Source organism: Paenibacillus glycinis, assembly GCF_009909185.1.
In the GTDB taxonomy this organism is placed as follows: Bacteria; Bacillota; Bacilli; order Paenibacillales; family Paenibacillaceae; genus Paenibacillus_Z; species Paenibacillus_Z glycinis.
Window position 1 is genome coordinate 54,230 of record NZ_JAAAMV010000035.1, and the last position, 18,784, is coordinate 73,013.

Sequence of the window (18,784 nt, forward strand, 5' to 3'; positions counted from 1 at the left end):
TGGGTATCAAAGACTTGGTGTATACTTCCACATTCCGATGCTAAATCCTTCATGATTCTGGAAATTTATTGTCTAAATTTCAAATATTTTTTTGTGAGAAAGATTATTCTTTTCCATTCGACTTATATCGCTACGATCAGCTCGATTTCGACAAGAACATCCTTTGGAAGCCGCGCGACTTCTACGGTTGAGCGCGCCGGCTTGTGATCGCCGAAGTAGGATGCGTAGATGCCGTTCAGCGCCGCGAATTGGTTCATGTCCTTGATGAAGACCGTCGCTTTCACCGTGTCGGCCAGCGTCGCGCCCGCTTCCGCGAGAACCGCTTGCAGATTACGGAATACTTGATGCGTCTGTTCCTCGATGCCGCCATCGACCAGCGCGCCTTCCGCGTTCAGCGGGATTTGGCCCGACGTGAAGAGCAGGTTGCCCAGCTTGATCGCTTGGGAATACGGTCCGATGGCCGCAGGGGCTTGATTGGTCGATACGATTTGCGGTTGCTGCTTCATGTTTGTAAAATCCTCCCGTTACTGTGGATTTAATTGAAATAGTTGCCCGGAATGACCGTCGTGTGCTTCGTCTTCATATCCACGGCCGTCAGCCTGGCCAAGGACACGTAATCCTCCAGCAGCCGCTCCTCGGTATCCAGCTCGCCGGATTCCACGAATACGCCGACGCCCGCGACCTTCGCGTTGAATTCGTAGAGCAGATCCATCATGCCCTGGATCGTGCCCCCCGCTTTCATGAAATCGTCCACGATGAGCACGCGCGCGCCTTCCTTGAGCGCGCGGCGCGCCAAGGACATCGTCTGGATGCGCTTGTTCGAACCCGAGACATAGTTGATGCTGACGGCCGAGCCCTCCGTGACTTTATTGTCGCGGCGCACGATGACGACGGGCAGGTTCATGCAGGAAGCCGTCGCATACGCAAGCGGGATGCCCTTCGTCTCCACGGTCATGATCACGTCGATATCCGCGTCCGCGAAGGCCGTCGCGAACATGCGGCCGACATCCGCGAGCAGGCCGGGCTGTCCGAGCATATCCGTCATATATAAATAACCGCCGGCAAGCACGCGCTCCGGCTGCTCCAGCTGGCGGCAGATGCCGTTCATAATGTCCAGCGCTTCCGCGGCGCCCATCTTCGGCGTGTATTTCACGCCGCCGGCGGCGCCAGCTAGCGTATGAAGCTCGCCTAAGCCTTCTTCTTCGAATACTTCTTTAATGATCGCCAGATCCTCGCTGATGGACGATTTGGCAGATTGATAGCGATCCGCGAATGCTGTTAGAGAAATTAACGTATGGGGGCGCGTAAGTAAGTACTGCGTCATCTCAACTAACCGTGCACTTCGTTTCAATTTCTTCAAAACGACCTTCCCCCTTGCCAAATCCGAATAATATAAAGTCAATATACCATTTTCATACGGATTTAATCAAGGTTTACGTCGGCTTTATGTCAGCATTCTTACCACGTAAACTTCTTTGCAAAATCCGCGCAGCCCGTTGTAAATTCGCGAGACCTTCGCTTCTTTGCTGACCAGGCCGAAAACGGTCGGTCCGCTGCCGGACATCAGCACGCCGTCCGAGCCCAGCCGCTGCATGATTTCCTTCAACTGCAGCACCTCCGGATGCAGCTGCAGCGTCACGTTTTCCAGCACATTGCCGAGATTCGCGCAGACATCCGCGAAAGAACCGCTTGAAATCGCTTCCAGCATGTCCTTGGCAGACGGATGGCGTTTCAACTCGGAAGCGCGCAGCTTGCCGTATACGTCGGCCGTCGATACGTTGATCGGCGGCTTCGCCAGAATGACCCAGCACTGCGGCGGATTCGCGATGCGCTCGAGCTTCTCGCCCCGTCCGGTCGCCAGGGCGGTGCCGCCCGTCACGCAGAACGGAACGTCGGAGCCGAGCTCCGCGCCCAGCGTGCATAGCTCGTCCTCCGAGATGCCAAGCTCCCAGAGCCGGTTGAGGCCGCGCAGCGTCGCCGCGGCATCGCTGCTGCCACCCGCCAATCCCGCGGCCACCGGAATGTTTTTGTCCAAATGAATATACACGCCCTTCCGGACGTTATAGCGGTCCTTGATAAGCCGCGCTGCCTGAAAGGCCAAGTTCTTCTCGTCGAGCGGTATGTATCCCGCTTGGCTTGAGATAATAATGGAATCGCTGTGCAGTTCCTCCATCTCGAGCCGGTCGGCCAAATCCACCATCGTCATGATCATTTCGACTTCGTGGAAGCCATCGTCGCGTTTGCGCAGTACATCCAAGAGCAGGTTAATCTTGGCCGGCGCCTTCTCATAGATTTTCATGTTCGATTCACCCGTCCATTATCGTTAAACTTCACATATTATAACAAAAGGTCATAAGAAAAGCTAAGATGCCGGAAGCCCGCTGCTGCAGAGCTTGCCATCTTAGCTTGATACGGCCGATGTTACGGATGCATGTTGGACGTGTGCTGGTGACTATTCGCCATCGCTTGCTGCGCGACGTACGGCGGCACGGTAGCTGCCGGGGACATCGTCCTCGGCTGCGTCGCGGGCGCTGCGGCATACGAGCGCTGCGCATTGTGCGACGGCGCCTGCGGCCGGTACGCCTGTGCCTGCGGCTGCGGCCGGACCGTCTGCTGCTCCTGGTATTGCTTCGCGGCGGCTTGCTCAGCCAGCTGAATGGCGCGTTTCACCATATTGCCGGCGTCCTTCGCCTTGATGCTGCCCCATCCTTCTTTCTGCACCGTGTCGTAAAAGCCCAAATCCTTGGCCAGCTCGTTCTTCAACTGCTCGCTCATCGTGCTGCGGCGTCTTCGGGACATGAGAACTGTCTCCTCCTTAGAAACGTAATGGTACCGTTAGTATGGATGTTTTCCGCGATCCCAATTCCCTTCGAAAAAAAATGCAAGCAATGCAAACGCCGACCTCGCGCTTGCCATTGCTTGCATTCTAAAGAAAGCCAAACGAATGTTTGTTTCTTACTGTATATAGGTAATGCGTACCTGACCGTCATCGCTGTCGACCATCACTTCAACGGATTCCGTCAAAATATCGGCGTAGCTGTAAGAAACGCGCTTGAAGGCATGCTGTTCCTGATCAAGTCTGACAATAAATACAGAAGGGTAGATTTCTTCTAATACACCGGTCCGTTCAATAGTCTTTCGACGACCACCGTTTGCACGAAGACGTATTTTGGAGCCGACATGGGTTTCCAAACTGCGTTTAATCTCCAATAGCGCATTTTTAGCCATTGTGCACTACCACCTCTTTCCTTGTCCATTATAACCAAAGAGAGGTGATTTGTCAAAAAAATTTAATTATAACAGCGGCTTTAATAAATTGTCAATATAAAAAATATTGATTATTCGGAGCCTTAGCCTTTATTCTGTCCCTGCCATCTATTTCTATACGGTCGCTTTTATTCCCGTCAACGTTCGAGGCTTCGGAAGACCCACGCGATACTTGCCGTACGTTTCGATGCCGCCCACGCCGTCGATGCCGCTGATCGTTCCGTGGATGACGTCCGGCAAATTGATCGTCTCCCTTATCGGCGTGTAGCTTGCTTTGATCGCCACATACACGGGATCCAAGGCATGAATGAGCACGCGCCCCGGCGAGCTGGCAAAATTCGACCCCGATTTGAGCAGCGCTTCGTAATGCGATTGGCATGCGCCCGCCACGATCACGAGGCTATCCCGGTTTTTCTCGTAATCCCGGGCGATTTGGACCGCATCCACGAAATTTTGCGAATTTTTGTAGGACATCAGATCGTTCAAGTCGTTCTGTTCGCGGTTTTTGAGCACGCCGTCGTGCCCGGTGATCACGATGATGTCCGGCTTGATTTGCGGCAGGAGCCGGTAGACCGCCTCGGCCATTTGCGATTCATGCACGAATAAGCCATGGGCCGGTACGCGCATCTGGGTGTACAGCTGCATGCTTTTTTTCATGTAATTGCTGTCTCCGTCCAAATGCAGCACCTTTCCGGGCACATCGAAATAAGGCTGGCTCTGATTCTGCGCCCGCAGCAGCTCCCGTTGAAGAATCTGCTGCTGCCGCTCCTCCTGCATCCGCTGCGTCGATTCTCCGGCCTTCAGCCGCGCCTGCCGGATCGCGACCGGCAGGTCGCCGTCCTTCACGACCGATAAATCGACTATGGGCGCGTCTGCGAGCAGACGATAATCCGTGCCTTTTAAAACGGCTGTTTGCTGATCGATTGTCGCAACACGAAATAGGACGTCCCCGCCATAGGATTTGCGGACGACCAGGTCCCCTTGCATCATGGGCAAATCACCTCTTCGTCTATCCTATGGGGAGATGCCCCCGATGGTGCGCTTCTTTCGTCATGTTTTGCGGCCGCTTCGGCTACGCGGGCAAGCCCGCTTTCAGCAGGGCATGGCTGAGCGCCGCGAATTCCGCGAGCGACAGCGTCTCGCCCCGGCGCGTCGGATCGATGCCGCAGCCCTCGAGCAGCGGACCCAGCAGCTCGCGGTTCGGCTTTCCGACATAAGCGGTCAAATTGTTCGCGATCGTCTTGCGGCGCTGCGCGAAGCAGGCCTGGACGGTCCTGAAGAAAAAGTCCTCGTCCTCGACTTCGACCGCCGGCTTGTCCCGAAGCGACAGCTTGATGACCGCGGAATCGACATTCGGCTGCGGAATGAACACCGTGTGCGGCACGATGCACACGAGCTCCGGCTCGCAGTAATACTGCACGGCTACGCTCAGGCTGCCGTATTCCTTGCCGCCCGGCTTCGCGGCCATCCGCTGCGCGACCTCCTTCTGAATCATCACGACGATGTTCTCGAGCGGCAGCTTCTCTTCCAGCAGCTTCATCAGGATCGGGGTCGTGACGTAGTACGGCAAATTCGCCACGACGCTCACGCCGGCCAGCCCGCCGAACTGTTTCTCCATCAGCTCGCGAAGATCCAGCTTCAGCACGTCCCCGTGCTCCACGTGCACGTTCGGCGTATCCGCGAGCACGTCCCTTAGAATCGGAATGAGCCGGTTATCGATCTCGACCGCCGTGACGCGTCCCGCCGTCTGCGCCAGCCGCTGCGTGAGCGCGCCGATGCCGGGACCGATCTCCAGCGCTCCCTTCGTCTCGTCGAGCTCGGCGGCGCTTACGATTTTGTTCAATATATTTTGATCGATCAGGAAATTCTGCCCGAGGCTCTTCTTGAACGTAAAGCCGTACCGGGCGATGATGTCCTTCGTCCGTTTGGGCGAACCGACTTCCTGGGTCGTTTTGAATCCTTCCGTCATCGCGATTCTCCTTCGCTCTCCATCGCCTGCAGCGCACGCCGGAATTCTTCCCGCGTAATCCGGAACGTGGAGCATCGTTTATAAAACTGCTTGCCGTTGGCATACCCGATGCCAAGCAGATTGCCCATCTTCAGCCTGCGCTCCGATGCCTGCGGATGCACGAGCAGCCCCGCCTGCATCAAGTCCTCCATCGTGACCTCCGCCAAGCCGCCGTCATTGCTGCCGGCTTCCGTGCGCAGATTGGCCAGCGCGTGCCGTATGGCGTCCGGAGAGGCGTTCTCCACGCCGATATCCCCTTTGTAGAGCGCCTCCGCCTGCGGCAGGAACGCATGCTTGCAGCCGGGCACGCGCTGCGCGACGATCTTGCGGATCCGCTCGCCCGCATGGTCGGGATCGGTGAAGATGATGACGCCGCGGCGTTCCTGCGCTAGCGCGATGCGCCGAAGCACTGCTTCCCCGATGGCGGAACCGCCGGTTTCGATCGTCTCGGCTTCGACGGCCCGCTTGATGGCGACCGTATCGTCCTTGCCTTCGACGACAATGATTTCTTTGATCATGGAAGCTCCATTCCTTCCTTCCGGTAAACAAATAAAAAGAAGAGGCATCGCCCCTTCTTATGATGGCATATTTTCGCATGAATTACGATATGAATCAAGTACACGGCGAATTCAACCCACGCCGGACCGTCGACCGGGTCTCTACAGAGACTCCGGCTTTTTCGGTCCCAGCACGTATACCGTGTAGCCCCGCTTCAGCCCGAACCGGTCCGCGTAAGATTCGCTGTCGAAGTAAACGTCGATCTTGCTGCCTTTGATCGCACTGCCGGTATCTTCCGCACGGCGGAAACCGATTCCTTCAATATATACCCAGTAGCCGATCGGAATGACCCTCGGATCCACCGCGATGGTGCGCCCTTCATGAACGCGCGCTCCCGATGCCGTAATGCCGTATTCCGGATGGTTCTTGCCTTTGCCCGTCGATGCAACGCCGGCCGAATACGCCGTCAGCGTGACGTTCTTCAGTACCTTCTTCGCGTTGAACGTTACCCCGTGCTTCGTATACGTCGACCGGGAAGACTGCGCGGAGAGCATCGTTACCTTCGGCTCGGGCTTCTTCGTTCCGACCGATACGACTTGGTTGACCGCGGATTCCGGGGTCAATTTCTCTACGAGCGTTTGCGATACCGGCACGCCGTCCGCGAATACCGTTTCGTAGCGTTTGACGACTTTGCCCTGCTTGCCCGACTGGACAAGCTTCTGTTTGCCGAGCGCGAGCTGCGGATCGTTCTTCTTCACGACGGTGAAGGGAACGGGATAGCTCGTTTCGGATACTTTCTTGTCGATCCGGGTGACCGTGATGGTCATGTTCGGTTCGAGCGCGGCCGCAAGCGAAGGCGTTACCTTGTCTTGACCGCGAACCGCTATATCAGCCTGATCGATCGCCGCCTGTACAGTTCTCTCTGTCGTGTACAACGTTCTTACTTTGCCGTCAGCCTTCACTTTAAGCGGGACCGCCTGATCGATAATGATCCGGTCGCCGTCGCTTATTCCGCCATCGAGCGGCATCGACACCTTATCGTGCGTGCCAATGGTTATGGCTTGTTCATCCAGTAGGCGTTGAAGGACCCATTGTTTCGTCGACACAATGGTTTCTCGTCCGTTCAATACTACGGAGACATGCTTGTCAGCCGTTCCGTACAACAACACCAAAAACATGAAAGTCATAGCGATTGAGATCATGGCGCTCAGTACAATTAAACGCACATTCTCATGCTTCCATCGCAATGCGAAAGACATGCTGGATGATCGTTTCCCATGGGTGTCCTTAAGCTGGAGTGCTCCCACTTCTTCGGTCCTCCTTACATAGCCCCGCCGCCTTTGTAACGCATGATACTTAGACGCGACTATAGAGTAGTATTAGCGTGCAAGCACGCATCTTCCATATTCCTCCCCGGCCCCACCTCCACGATACACCCTATGTCGTCAGTTTACGCAATATTCAAACAAAAAGAAGCCCGACGACAGAGGATCTGTTTCGTGGCTTCCCATTTAAAATAGGCAGCATGGAGTTGCATGCACGAGGTTGATCTCTCTTATAGACGCTTGCGAGGTTAGCTGTCGGATTCGGGCGCGAGAGTCGCCCTATTCGCTCGCGAACGCTTCAGCCTGAATGCGTCCGTCCGCGAAATTCACCCCAAGAAGAATTTCACCGTCTCCGCCGTCCGCATGATACAGACAGTTTCAACAATTGGTTCCCCCGCTCTCCGATAGACGGAGATTAAGCGATTATTTGGAAAAGGAATACAACTTTTGTTGCTCTGAGATGAATCATACAGTCTAGCGCTACACATTGTAAAGAACTGATTAATGACGATTTTAGCGAATTTCAAGGAAAATACCGAGAGATTCAACCGATTTTCGGATCAAAAATCATTTTTATCACCGGATATCATCCAAATGCTTGCTTTCAATCCGATTTTCATGTGATTCCAAAACATTTCATTGCGTTCTCGGTCGTTATTCTGCCAATTTCTTCTACGGATTTACCTAAAATATCCGCCATCGTATTTGCTACAAGACGGACGAACGCCGACTCGTTTCGCTTCCCGCGATGAGGGTGAGGGGCCAAATACGGAGCATCGGTTTCGATCAATAAACGGTCGAGCGGCACCTTGGCCATGACCTCTTTGGGCACCCGCGCGTTGAGAAATGTAAGCGGTCCCCCGAAGGAAATATAGAAGTTCATATCGAGACATTGCTTCGCCGTTTCCCAGCTGCCGGAATAGCAGTGCATGACGCCGCCGACTTCGCTCGCGCCCTCCTCCCGGAGAATACGCACCACGTCCTCGTGCGCGTCGCGGTTATGGATGACGATCGGCTTGCGCTTCGTTTTCGCAAGGGCGATTTGCTGGCGGAATACATGTTGCTGAACGTCCTTCGGCGACGTATCCCAGTGGTAATCGAGTCCGATTTCGCCGATCGCGACGACCTTGGGGTGATCCAGCAGCGAAGCGATCCATTCCAGGTCCTCCGGCTTCATGTCGATGCTGTCGACGGGATGCCAGCCGACGGCGGCATAGATGAACGGATAGCGTTCGGCCAGCGCGATCGTCGTGGGGATCGTCTCCCGGTTGAAACCGATATTGATCAGCTTTTCTACCCCCTCGGCCAGCGCCCGTTCAATGACCGATTCGCGGTCGTCGTCGAATTTATGCGAATCCAAATGCGTATGCGTGTCGATTAACATCATGTTGCGCCAAACCCCTTTCTACATTAAAGCAAATAATTCGCGTATCTTCGCGGACAGGAGGTGCGCTGATTCAAGCAGCGGTTCCTCCGGGTAATACAGGTGATACTTCCCTTGATGTATGCCCGTGATGGAGCGGACGATGTCGGACCTTCCGGATATTTCCGACAACCGATCATCGCCCGAGAGCAGCAGAATCGGCGGTTTTTCTTCCTTTTCCGCTTGTTCGGCCGTGCCCGGACGATACACATGGTAGGGCATGTCATACGGAAAGTCAATTTCCAGGTGATATTCCGGATGAAGCCCGATGACGCGAAATTGTTCCCGAATCTCGTGCCAAAGCTTCTCGTCGGGTTGATCCATCGTGATATATTTGTAAAGCTTTCGATTCAAGAATCGCTGGCATAGGTCGGACAGCACCGGATCGGATTCGTTAGTCCAAGCCGAGAAGGCGGTCTGAACGAGCGCTTCGTCCAGCGCAAGGTAATCCTCGATGTCGATCGTTCCGGAGAATAGCTTCTCCAGGGGCGCCATCATCCAGCCGAACGCATGGCCGCCGGCATATAATTCCTTGGCTCTGCGGAATATCTGCCGCAATATGATTTCCGAGCTTCGCGTAACCGGATGGAAGTACACCTGCCAATACATTTGGTAACGAGACATGAGATAGTCCTCGACTGCATGCATGCCGCTTTCCTTGACGACGATCCGTCCTTGATGCGGCCGCAGAACGCGCAATATCCGCTCCAAATCGAAGGTACCGTAGTTCACCCCCGTAAAGTATGCATCCCGAAGCAAATAATCCATGCGATCCGCATCCATCTGACTGGCTACGAGCGAGACCACGATCGGTTCATGATAGGTTTTGCAGATCACGGAAGCGATCCGCTCCGGGTAGGAGGAATCGAACGCGCGGAGCACGCGGTTGATCTCGGTATCCCCGAGCAGCAATCGGCAGGTCCATGCCTCGTGATGCGTGTCGAAGACGTCTTCGATGGAATGGGAAAACGGTCCGTGACCGATATCGTGCAGCAGGGCCGCGCATAACGCGACGAGCTTTTCTTCGATCGGCCAGCCGGAATAACCGCTGCGTTCGAATTGGGAAATGATCTTGCGGGTGATTTCGTAGACGCCGAGGGAATGCGAGAATCGGCTGTGCTCGGCGCCGTGAAACGTCAAGTACGAGGTGCCCAGCTGCCGGATGCGCCGCAGACGTTGAAATTCCCGCGTGTTGATCAAATTCCAGATCAAGTAATCCTGCACGTAAATGTACTTATGAACCGGATCTTTGAATACTTTTTCTTCGGGAAGGCGTTCCTTCGCTTGACCGTTTGCCATATTGCCGTTCACTCCCAACGTTCGTCATTTCGACATATTCTTCGAACCAATGTCGAATTATGTCACAATTCTATTTCCAATATGTACGTCATTGTTGTACTATAATAAGTATAGACGAATGCTTTATTGCCGTGAAGTAGTGGGAACCGCAGCGCTCGTTCGTTCATGAGTGCCGGTTGACTATTTTGGGAAACGTTGGTATTATTAAGACATATAATGATAGAACTTTGTCGAATCGTGACGACTGACCAAATAGGAAAGGGGAACGACAATCATGATGAAATCCACTGGTATCGTTCGTAAAGTTGATGAGCTCGGCCGTGTCGTAATTCCGATCGAATTGCGCCGTACGCTTGGAATCGGAGAAAAGGACGCCCTGGAAATTTACGTGGACGGCGAGCGGATCATGCTCAAGAAATACGAGCCGGCTTGCATCTTCTGCGGCAATGCCGAGAACGTGGCGTATTTCAAAGGAAAAATCGTGTGCAACGTTTGTTTGACGGAAATGCCAACTCCTGTTACAAAATAAGAGACAAATCCGATTTTATAGGTTATAATGGTATTATTCAAATTGTTAATTCTAACCTTTTTAATACTCCTTGATGCCTTCCTGCGCCAGAACCTGGCCAGGAAGGTCTTTTTTTTGTGTTCACTTAGCTTATTTTTTCATCACTTCATTATATACATCGCGTTTCTGCAGTCCCCTGTCCACCGCGGCCCGCCTGATGGCATCCTTGCGGTCGCCGTTCTCCGCCTCGTAATGCGCCACATGCTCCTCCACACTAAGCGAGGTCCACCAGGAAGCATCCTCAAGCTTGGTCGCGGCAAGTTCTTCTCCGCCCATTCCCGCGATAACGAGACAGTACTCGCCGATCGGCGGGTGTTCCTCCAGCCAGGCAATGCACTCCGAGATCGTACCGCGCGCGATTTCTTCATGCCGCTTGGTCAACTCCCGCACCATGGCTATTCTCCTGTCGCCCCATTGTTCCAGGATAACGGGCAGCGTCTTGGCAATCCGATGCGGCGATTCATAACAGATGATCGTTTCCTCGTGCCGCTGCAAACGACCGAGCCACGCCAGCAGCGGTTTGCGGTCGCGGGGCGGAAAGCCCGCAAACAGGAACCGTTCCGTAGGCAACCCCGACACGATCAAGGCGGATAATGCCGCATTCGCGCCCGGTACCGGAACGACCGAAAGCCCTCGCTCCGCTGCGGCTGCCGCCAAGTCCGCGCCCGGATCCGAGATAGCCGGCATTCCGGCATCGCTCACGAGCGCGATTGATTGCCCGGCTTCCAGCAGTCGGATCAACTCGGGGCCGCTGGCCTCTTTATTATGCTCATGATAACTCACAAGCCGGGCGCTTATTTCAAAATGCGCAAGCAGCTTACGGGTCTGCCGGGTATCCTCGGCCGCGATCAGATCGACTTCTTTCAGGATCCGAACAGCTCGAAACGTCATGTCCTCCAAATTGCCGATCGGAGTGGCGACCAAGTACAGCGTGCCGCTCGTTTGATTCGATTCTGCTGGTTGAAAACTCCGTTGCACGATCATTGGCCAGTCTCCTTCTGCGAACCGTTCGCCGCTGCGTCTCCATAATAAATGCGCATTAACTCTTCATTATATTGGCGCTGATCATTATAGACGATGAGCGGAGGGAGCATTTTCAGATCCGGCTTGCCATCGCGCGCCGCTTCGATCAGCACCATATTGGCTTCGGCCGTCGCGCTTGGATGAACGAAGCGCATCCGTTTGGGCTCCAGCTTCCATTTGCGCATCGTTTCGAGAATTTCGACCAGCCTGGAGGGACGATGCACCATCGCGACGCGGCCGCCGGTCCGTATCAGCCTTGCGCAGGCCGCCACGATATCATCGAGCGTGCCGTTGCGTTCATGACGGGCTATGGCGAAATGTTCGTTCTCGTTCTGATCGCCCGTGCCTGCCGGCATATAAGGCGGATTAACCGTGACCACGTCGTAGATCCCATGGCCGCGCTGTCGATGAAATTCGCGCAGATCGCCTTCGAATACCGAGATCCGGTCTTCCAGGCCGTTCGCCTCAATGCTTCTTCTCGCCATATCGGCCAGCCGCGGCTGAATTTCAACGGCATCGATCGTCGCTTTCGTCCGCGTCGTCAGCAGGAGCGGAATCACTCCGTTGCCGCTGCACAGATCGAGAATTCTCCCGCGGGGCGGCACCGCCGCAAAACGGGCCAGCAGGACGGCGTCCATCGAGAAGCTGAACACCTCACGGCTTTGAATGATGTGCAATTGGTGCGTCAATAAATCGTCGAGCCGCTCATCGGGGGCCAATACCACTTCTTTAACCACTTTTCATGCTCCTTATTCAGTCGGTTGATTCGGTATGGATGCAAAACAAGACCCTGTGTCAGAGGGTCTTGTCCTTCAATCCTTATTCAGAAACGAAAGGCAGAACAAGCAGTCGCCTTCCGTGCGCAAATGACCATAATACAAATTACAAATATGAAAGCCCTCGTGATACAATCGTGCCAAATTGTCGTAGCCTTGACCGACCGCCGAAGGATCACCTGTCAAGACGGGCTCCTCATGCGGCTCGTCGTGCATGGCTTCATGGACGACGACCGGCTCCGGCTTGGGCGCATAAACCGCCGTCTCCCGTTTTAATACTTTACGCAGCTGCGCGTTTTCGATGCTAAGCCGATTGTTCTCTTCAAGCAGCGTCTTGATCTTCTGCTTCATCGAACCGAGCTCCGTATACAAGCTGCCCATATGCGTTTCCAAATCGCTGATTTCGCTAAATATGTCTTTTTTCAAGTTTCCACCCCAAGGCTATACAGCTTCGGATTTCACGTGGCCGGTTGCGGCCTTACTTTACGACGACATCATCGAGCGGTAGTTCCTTCGGTTTGCCGCCGACATCGAACAATTGCACGTAGACCGATTTGGTACCCGCGTTGATTCCCGTGACTTTGCCTTCGCCATACGAGGTGACGACGATTTTGCCGATGGCCGGGAGTTCTTCACGAACGCTTTCATAATTGTCGTGCTCGTACTTGAGGCAGCACATCAGCCGTCCGCACAGTCCGGAGATTTTCGTCGGATTGAGCGACAGGTTCTGATCCTTCGCCATCTTGATCGATACCGGTTCGAAATCGCCGAGCCAAGTCGAGCAGCAGAGCACGCGCCCGCAAGGTCCGATGCCGCCAAGCATTTTTGCCTCGTCGCGAACGCCGATTTGTCGAAGTTCGATCCGGGTACGGAACACGCTGGCCAAATCCTTGACGAGCTCGCGGAAATCGACGCGGCCTTCGGCCGTAAAATAAAAAATAATCTTATTGCGGTCGAACGTAAATTCGACGTCAACCAGCTTCATTTTCAGCTGATGATCGCGAATTTTCTCGAGACAAGTCGCAAACGCGTTGCGTGCCGCGGCCTTGTTCTCGTCCACGATCTTGGCATCGTTGTCGCCGGCGATGCGAATGACTTTTTTGAGCGGAAGGACCACATCCGATTCACCGACCTGTTTTGGCCCTACCACGATTTTCCCGTACTCGATGCCTCTTGCCGTTTCCACGATGACGTGTTGTTCTTTGTCCACCTGAAAATCGACAGGATCAAAGTAGTAGATCTTGCCCGCCTTCTTGAAACGGACACCCACGACGGTATACAATTGTTCACCCCTCCTGTACGCGGATCAGCAGCTGTTCAAGCGCCAATTGCGGCGCTACGTGCGCGCGTATGCGTTTTCCCGCCTCCAGCGTGAACGCCATGCATGACACCCAGCCCTCGGCCGGACGCACATAAGCATGTTTGCCGATCCAATCAAGCTGATCTATAAAAACGAGCGACTCATGTCTTCCTGCTTGAAAATGAATCATATCTTTGTACCACAGCATAAGCAATGACAAAAGAAGCTGCGGCTGTTCGCCAAGCTCCGTCTTTATGATGTGCTGCTGCAAGGACATCATCGCCGCGGTGAACCGGCTCAGACTGTCCTTTCCTAATTGTATCACTACGTTTCTCATTTCTGCAAACCCATTCTGCTGGATTAGCGCCCGACAGGCATCGAGCCCCGATGCCAAATGAACGGCGGCCCGGGCCGGAAGCTGAGGCAATCCTTCATTGACCAGCATCTGCAGCATCTCCTGCGGAGCAAGCGGCATGAAGGGAACATGCTGCGTGCGCGAGCGAATGGTCGGCAACATCGCTTGTCCGTTCTCCGTCAGCAAGATCGCCACGACGGGCGATTGGGGTTCTTCCAGAAACTTCAGCAAGCTGTTGGCCGCCTGAAGCGTCATCGTTTCCGCCCGCTGCATGATATACACCTTGCGGGCCGTATTTATGTTACGGTAAGCCAGCTCCCGTTGGAGCTCGCGGATTTGGTCGATTTTAATAGAGCTGCCGTCCGGTTCGACGATATGCAGATCCGGTTGATTGCCATGCTCGAATTTCCGGCATTCCAGGCAATGTCCGCACGCATCGTCGCCTCCTTCCGAACAGAACAGCGCCTGCGCGAAAGCCATCGCCATCTTCATGCGTCCGCTTCCCGGAGGTCCGCAGAACAAGTAGGCATGCGACACTTTGCCGCTCGTCAGCGCATACTGCAGGATGCGTTTCGCCTTAGGTTGCCCGGCAAGTTGTGCGATGCTCATCGGATTGAATCCTTTCTGTGGTTAGAAAAACAAATTTATCAACATGCCTCGGATATCGCCGATCGATTGAAGCAGCTTCAGCCGCCCTTCCTCGCTCTCCAGCAGCTCCTCGCCCATGGACACGAGGGAAGCGTCGATCTCCTCCAGCAGCTTGTAGCGCTTCGTGCGGCCCCGTCTGTCGAAACCGCGCGTTTCTTTCATCCCGACGCCGCGCCTGACGGTATCCTCGAGAAATTGCTTGACCATTTGTCGGTAAAGCTTGAGCTCCCTGACCGTCATCGAACGCGTCAAGCGTTCGCCTTGATTATGAATATCCTTGAGCTTCTCTTGAAGCTGCTCGATCGTCCGCTGCTCGTCTTGAAAATTCATGACGTCCGAGAAGCTCTTCATCGCAGCCGGCTTTGCGCCCGTGTCCGGACGCGAACGATCGGCGCCAAGAGGCCGCCACCCGGGATTGATTTTCATGGTTTAGTCACGCCCAATCAGAAGTGTTCGAAGCGTTCGACCGGAACGACGAACACTGCCGCGCCGCCGACCTGCACTTCAACCGGGAATGGAATGTAGGAATCGGTCGTGCTTCCCATCGGAGATACGGGGGATACGAGCTGATCGCGCACTTTGCAATTCGAGCGGATAACGTTCAGTACTTCATGAACCCGTTCATCCTCGATCCCGATCATGAACGTCGTATTGCCCGCACGCAAGAACCCGCCGGTACTGGCAAGCTTAGTCGCCCGGAAGCCTTCCCTGACGAGCGCATTCGACAGTCTATTGCTGTCTTTATCTTGTACAATCGCGATTACTAATTTCATCCAATTCCCTCCCCTTAATGCTTCCCGAATTACGTTGTGCCGTAACTTTGAATACGGCTCTATTAATTATTTGACATTGAATGTAAATAATCCTTCATATTCGCGCATTTAGTATCGCTAATACGTCTTTCAGCACGATTTCAGGCGATTGTTCGGCATCGATTCGCATGATTCGATCCGGTTCGGCCGCCATTAGCTGCCGGTAGCCTTCCCTGACCGCTTTATGAAATGCGAGCCCTTCCAAGTCAAGGCGGTTAATTTCCCTGCCTTCGCCCGCATGAATGCGTGCCAAGCCCGATTCGGGCGACACATCGAGCCAAACTGTCAACGCGGGCATATGATTCCCGATGGCGAATGCGTTGATGGACCGCACTTCCTCGATCCCAAGTCCGCGCGCGTAACCTTGATAGGCCAAACTGCTGTCGATAAACCGATCGCAGACGACGATTTCTCCTCTGTTTAGCGCAGGCAGTATCTTTTCCACCAAATGTTGACGACGGGCTGCAGCATAAAGCAGGGCTTCCGTCCGAGCATCCATAGCCGTATTTTCATTATCAAGCACAATGCCGCGAATCTGCTCCGCGATCGGTATGCCGCCGGGCTCTCTCGTGAATAGCACGGTTTTGCCATGTCCTTGCAGCGCTTTGGCGATACCATCGATCAGCGTGGTCTTACCCGAGCCCTCTCCGCCTTCTATCGTCAAAAACAACCCATTTCCCACAATCGTGCTCCTCTGTCTGTTTATACCCTTATCATATCAAAGCCAACCATACGCGTAAATCCGCTATGCTTCCGCCGTCACGGCAATCGTCCGCATCGTTGGATCGGCTGCTCCTTGGCATCTTGCGCCATCCGCCACAAGCTGTTTGATAGTGCGAATAGCCTCGGAGGTGATACGTTCGCCTTCGTAGAGCAGCGGAATGCCCGGCGGATAAGGAATGACGGCTTCCGACGAGAACCGACCAACCGCGTCATCCAGAGCGATCCGTTCCGTACTTGCGCCATTCGTTCGACTCGCACCGGTTCTGCTGAACGTAACGGGCTCGGATATCGGTTGAATTTGACGATTCATGCTGCTGCGGTGCCATTGTTCCATCGTCCGCGGCGCGCGCCCCTCTCTCGCCGCATCCATGGCGATTACGCCTAACGCTTGCTTCAGCCGCTCAATATCCTCGGCAGACGCCTCTACGCCAATTAGAAGCACGACATGCCGTGAGTCCGCCAGTTCCGTGTAGCAACCGAATGCTTCAAGCCTTTTCTGTATTTCAAACCCCGTCAATCTGCCCAAGCGATCATATAGAACGACACGAAGCGGATCGTTTCGCACTTCTTTTCCCGTCGAATTCGCTATCCCGTAATCCTCTTGCTCGTTCACCCAATTTCTAAAGGCTTCTGAGCTTGCCAATCCGCGTTCGAACATCTCCAGTCCCCGAAAATCAATCATTGCCCGGGTAATATCCAGGGAAGCCATTATAGGATAAGAAGGACTAGAACTTTGAATCATCCGTAAGGCATCCATGACGGCATTGCGATTGATTCGATCTCCTTGTATATGGAGCATGGCACCCATGGTGAGCGCCTGCAAGGTTTTGTGCGTGGACTGAACGACCGCATCGGCACCCGCTTGGAGCGCCGATGTCGGCAAAGTCGGATGAAGTGCGTAATGCGCGCCGTGAGCCTCGTCAACAAGCAGCAGCTTACCATACCGATGAATAAGTTCCGCGTACGGCCGAAGATGAACGCTTAGCCCGTAGTAACTTGGATTCGTAAGCATGACAGCCTTTGCTTCCGGATACGACCGAAGTGCCTGTTCCACCTGCACCAAGGTCGGCGCAATGTCGAGGCCGGTGTCCTCATCCCTAGCCGGCATTAGAAATACCGCTCGGGCGCCAGACAATTTTAGTCCGTTTAACACGGATTTGTGCGCGTTACGCTGTACGATAATCAAATCATCCGGCTCGCAAACCGCCAGCAGCATCGCAAGGTTGCCGGCCGTGCTTCCCCCTACCAAAAAGAAAGTGTGGTCGGCACCGAACGTTGCTGCCGCAAGGGTCTGTGCTTCTTCGATCACCCCCGTCGGCTCATGCAAATCGTCGGTTAACGATAGCTCGGTCACGTCGATCGCCATCACGGCCCTCAATGCCGACAAAGCGTCATTCTTCAAGTCTTGAAGCAATGGTAGCGATTGCCCGTATTTATGTCCAGGTACATGATAGCTGACAGGACGAGAAGCATGCAGGTTCGTTAGCGCTTCGAACAACGGTGCATGCCAGTTTTGCTTTGATTGCGAATCCAATGAACGTTCCCCCGGTTCCCAGTAATCTATCCCTTTATCATAATGGATTCCGGCATGAACTTAAACCTAACGCTGTATCCAAACAAAATAATCCCGAACTCTCTCGATATGAAACGCATACGAGAAAAAGCAGGGATCATGAGTGCTGTCCGTAGAGGGAATTACGCATTGTTTTGCAGCCAGATGCGTCTGAGTTGATGAATGAAGAAAGGATATTTAGCATCTTGCACATCCGTTTGAACCATTTCGGCCTCGCACGTATCGCAAATAAATCCATCTATGATCCGTATGCCTTCTTCTTTCTCACGGTCGCAAATAATACATACGTTAACCGCTGCTTCCTCCGACATTTTGCTTCACCTCTTCCAAGGGAAATAGGTCACTTCTTCTAGTATGCCACAAAATCTAGCAACCTATACGACTTTCATAGCCCATTTCAAATAGTAATACAGTTTATGTCGAAGCGCCCAGATTGGTTCCCAAAGGCTTGCACTTCTTTTCGGAGGGAAGTCTACACAATCCGGACCATAAATCCGATACATGGTGTAGATCATCGAAAGGCGCTGACGAAACATGCGGGGAACGCTTGCCGAACAGGATAAAGCAACGATCTACCAATACCAATTGAAGCAGAAAATATTCGTTCGTGATGAATTATATCGAAGTTATTTATGCGCCATATGCATCTTGGCGATCTTTCTGGTTCTGATGTACCGGCTCGAGGGGGTAAAAGCATTTGGGATCGGCATGCTTTGCAGCCAGTTCATCCATTTCATCATCATTCGACTTACGCTGATCCGCGTTGACGAGCCCGATTATAAGCGCTGGGGATGGCGTGTACTCGGAATCTGGATCGGATATATCCCGGTTGCCCATATCGAGCTTGGCTTATTTCGACGGCTGCACTGGCATCTGTTATGGCTTGGCCTTTGCGCGATTGGCGTGTTGTACCCTTGGGCCAATGAAGCCACTATGATCAGTCTTACCATGTGTCACATTTGGTTCCTTGCCCCTCGACTGATTATCAACAGAAGGCTGCGCAAAGCCAAACGAGACGGAGTTCTCAAAATCACATCCAACGAAGTCAGCTATTACCATCGTTAAAGCGTACTAAACGCTGATGGTCACGCTGACTTCTTCCATTCAACAACAAAAAACCGACTGCAGTTCTGCAGTCGGTTCATCGTGCTTGGCAACGTCCTACTCTCCCAGGACCCTGCGGTCC

22 protein-coding genes, 1 pseudogene and 1 riboswitch are annotated in these 18,784 nt (G+C 53.8%); of the genes and pseudogenes, 2 read left to right on the forward strand and 21 right to left on the reverse strand.

Annotated elements, in window-relative coordinates:
• Positions 1-122: 122 nt before the first annotated feature.
• The 11 genes and pseudogenes from GT019_RS29900 to GT019_RS29950 all read right to left on the reverse strand — a co-directional run bounded on the left by GT019_RS29900 (position 123) and on the right by GT019_RS29950 (position 9,820).
• Complete coding sequence (locus GT019_RS29900) at positions 123-506, reverse strand: RidA family protein (protein ID WP_161747113.1); 384 nt, start codon at positions 504-506, stop codon at positions 123-125.
• Between the two features lie 29 nt (positions 507-535).
• Positions 536-1,360 (reverse strand): pur operon repressor, encoded by an 825-nt coding sequence (purR, locus tag GT019_RS29905; RefSeq protein ID WP_161747114.1) that lies wholly within the window; start codon positions 1,358-1,360, stop codon positions 536-538.
• A gap of 84 nt (positions 1,361-1,444) precedes the next feature.
• Positions 1,445-2,299, reverse strand: a complete 855-nt coding sequence (gene ispE / locus GT019_RS29910; protein WP_161747115.1) for a 4-(cytidine 5'-diphospho)-2-C-methyl-D-erythritol kinase — start codon at positions 2,297-2,299, stop codon at positions 1,445-1,447.
• A gap of 326 nt (positions 2,300-2,625) precedes the next feature.
• Positions 2,626-2,799 (reverse strand): annotated as a pseudogene (locus tag GT019_RS29915) (small, acid-soluble spore protein, alpha/beta type); the annotation flags it as partial.
• Positions 2,800-2,955: 156 nt separating this feature from the next.
• On the reverse strand, positions 2,956-3,228 hold the full coding sequence (veg, locus tag GT019_RS29920) for a biofilm formation stimulator Veg (protein WP_090648920.1): 273 nt from the start codon (positions 3,226-3,228) through the stop codon (positions 2,956-2,958).
• Positions 3,229-3,381: 153 nt separating this feature from the next.
• On the reverse strand, positions 3,382-4,257 hold the full coding sequence (gene yabG / locus GT019_RS29925) for a sporulation peptidase YabG (RefSeq protein WP_161747116.1): 876 nt from the start codon (positions 4,255-4,257) through the stop codon (positions 3,382-3,384).
• An 82-nt stretch (positions 4,258-4,339) separates the two neighbouring features.
• Positions 4,340-5,236 carry a 16S rRNA (adenine(1518)-N(6)/adenine(1519)-N(6))-dimethyltransferase RsmA gene (rsmA, locus tag GT019_RS29930; RefSeq protein ID WP_161747117.1) on the reverse strand — a complete coding sequence of 299 codons (897 nt, stop codon included), beginning with the start codon at positions 5,234-5,236 and terminating at the stop codon, positions 4,340-4,342.
• Entirely contained in the window at positions 5,233-5,793 is a 561-nt protein-coding gene (rnmV, locus tag GT019_RS29935; protein WP_161747118.1) for a ribonuclease M5, read from the reverse strand. Before rnmV ends, rsmA begins: the two co-directional genes overlap by 4 nt.
• Before the next feature lie 141 nt (positions 5,794-5,934).
• The gene (locus GT019_RS29940) at positions 5,935-7,080 is read right to left on the reverse strand and encodes a ubiquitin-like domain-containing protein (RefSeq protein ID WP_407945115.1); all 1,146 of its coding nucleotides are present in this window, start codon (positions 7,078-7,080) and stop codon (positions 5,935-5,937) included.
• 240 nt (positions 7,081-7,320) lie between these two features.
• A riboswitch (cyclic di-AMP (ydaO/yuaA leader) is annotated at positions 7,321-7,530 on the reverse strand.
• A gap of 184 nt (positions 7,531-7,714) precedes the next feature.
• The gene (locus tag GT019_RS29945; protein WP_161747138.1) at positions 7,715-8,482 is read right to left on the reverse strand and encodes a TatD family hydrolase; all 768 of its coding nucleotides are present in this window, start codon (positions 8,480-8,482) and stop codon (positions 7,715-7,717) included.
• A 21-nt stretch (positions 8,483-8,503) separates the two neighbouring features.
• The gene (locus GT019_RS29950) at positions 8,504-9,820 is read right to left on the reverse strand and encodes an HD domain-containing protein (protein WP_161747120.1); all 1,317 of its coding nucleotides are present in this window, start codon (positions 9,818-9,820) and stop codon (positions 8,504-8,506) included.
• Positions 9,821-10,094: 274 nt separating this feature from the next.
• Here GT019_RS29950 and GT019_RS29955 point away from each other — a divergent pair, with 274 nt between their 5' ends.
• A complete protein-coding gene (locus GT019_RS29955; protein WP_090648939.1) occupies positions 10,095-10,349 on the forward strand; it encodes an AbrB/MazE/SpoVT family DNA-binding domain-containing protein in 255 nt (84 codons plus the stop codon).
• A 129-nt stretch (positions 10,350-10,478) separates the two neighbouring features.
• On the opposite strand, the gene rsmI is transcribed toward GT019_RS29955, so the two are convergent.
• The 10 genes from rsmI to GT019_RS30005 form a co-directional block, all read right to left on the reverse strand.
• Entirely contained in the window at positions 10,479-11,372 is an 894-nt protein-coding gene (gene rsmI, locus GT019_RS29960; RefSeq protein WP_161747121.1) for a 16S rRNA (cytidine(1402)-2'-O)-methyltransferase, read from the reverse strand.
• Positions 11,369-12,148 carry a tRNA1(Val) (adenine(37)-N6)-methyltransferase gene (locus tag GT019_RS29965; protein WP_328804071.1) on the reverse strand — a complete coding sequence of 260 codons (780 nt, stop codon included), beginning with the start codon at positions 12,146-12,148 and terminating at the stop codon, positions 11,369-11,371. The genes rsmI and GT019_RS29965 overlap by 4 nt, the downstream gene beginning before the upstream one ends.
• A 75-nt stretch (positions 12,149-12,223) precedes the next feature.
• Entirely contained in the window at positions 12,224-12,568 is a 345-nt protein-coding gene (locus GT019_RS29970; protein WP_161747140.1) for an initiation-control protein YabA, read from the reverse strand.
• Positions 12,569-12,665: 97 nt separating this feature from the next.
• Positions 12,666-13,469, reverse strand: a complete 804-nt coding sequence (locus tag GT019_RS29975) for a PSP1 domain-containing protein (RefSeq protein WP_161747122.1) — start codon at positions 13,467-13,469, stop codon at positions 12,666-12,668.
• A 4-nt stretch (positions 13,470-13,473) separates the two neighbouring features.
• A complete protein-coding gene (gene holB, locus GT019_RS29980; RefSeq protein WP_161747123.1) occupies positions 13,474-14,451 on the reverse strand; it encodes a DNA polymerase III subunit delta' in 978 nt (325 codons plus the stop codon).
• A gap of 21 nt (positions 14,452-14,472) precedes the next feature.
• Complete coding sequence (locus GT019_RS29985; protein ID WP_161747124.1) at positions 14,473-14,916, reverse strand: YaaR family protein; 444 nt, start codon at positions 14,914-14,916, stop codon at positions 14,473-14,475.
• A gap of 17 nt (positions 14,917-14,933) precedes the next feature.
• Positions 14,934-15,263 (reverse strand): cyclic-di-AMP receptor, encoded by a 330-nt coding sequence (locus tag GT019_RS29990; protein ID WP_161747125.1) that lies wholly within the window; start codon positions 15,261-15,263, stop codon positions 14,934-14,936.
• Between the two features lie 94 nt (positions 15,264-15,357).
• Positions 15,358-15,984, reverse strand: a complete 627-nt coding sequence (gene tmk, locus GT019_RS29995) for a dTMP kinase (protein ID WP_161747126.1) — start codon at positions 15,982-15,984, stop codon at positions 15,358-15,360.
• A 63-nt stretch (positions 15,985-16,047) separates the two neighbouring features.
• Entirely contained in the window at positions 16,048-17,559 is a 1,512-nt protein-coding gene (locus GT019_RS30000) for an aminotransferase class I/II-fold pyridoxal phosphate-dependent enzyme (protein ID WP_161747127.1), read from the reverse strand.
• Between the two features lie 161 nt (positions 17,560-17,720).
• Positions 17,721-17,909, reverse strand: a complete 189-nt coding sequence (locus GT019_RS30005) for a sigma factor G inhibitor Gin (protein ID WP_161747128.1) — start codon at positions 17,907-17,909, stop codon at positions 17,721-17,723.
• Positions 17,910-18,132: 223 nt separating this feature from the next.
• Here GT019_RS30005 and GT019_RS30010 point away from each other — a divergent pair, with 223 nt between their 5' ends.
• Positions 18,133-18,663 carry a transposase gene (locus tag GT019_RS30010; RefSeq protein WP_161747129.1) on the forward strand — a complete coding sequence of 177 codons (531 nt, stop codon included), beginning with the start codon at positions 18,133-18,135 and terminating at the stop codon, positions 18,661-18,663.
• The last annotated feature ends 121 nt before the right edge of the window (positions 18,664-18,784 follow it).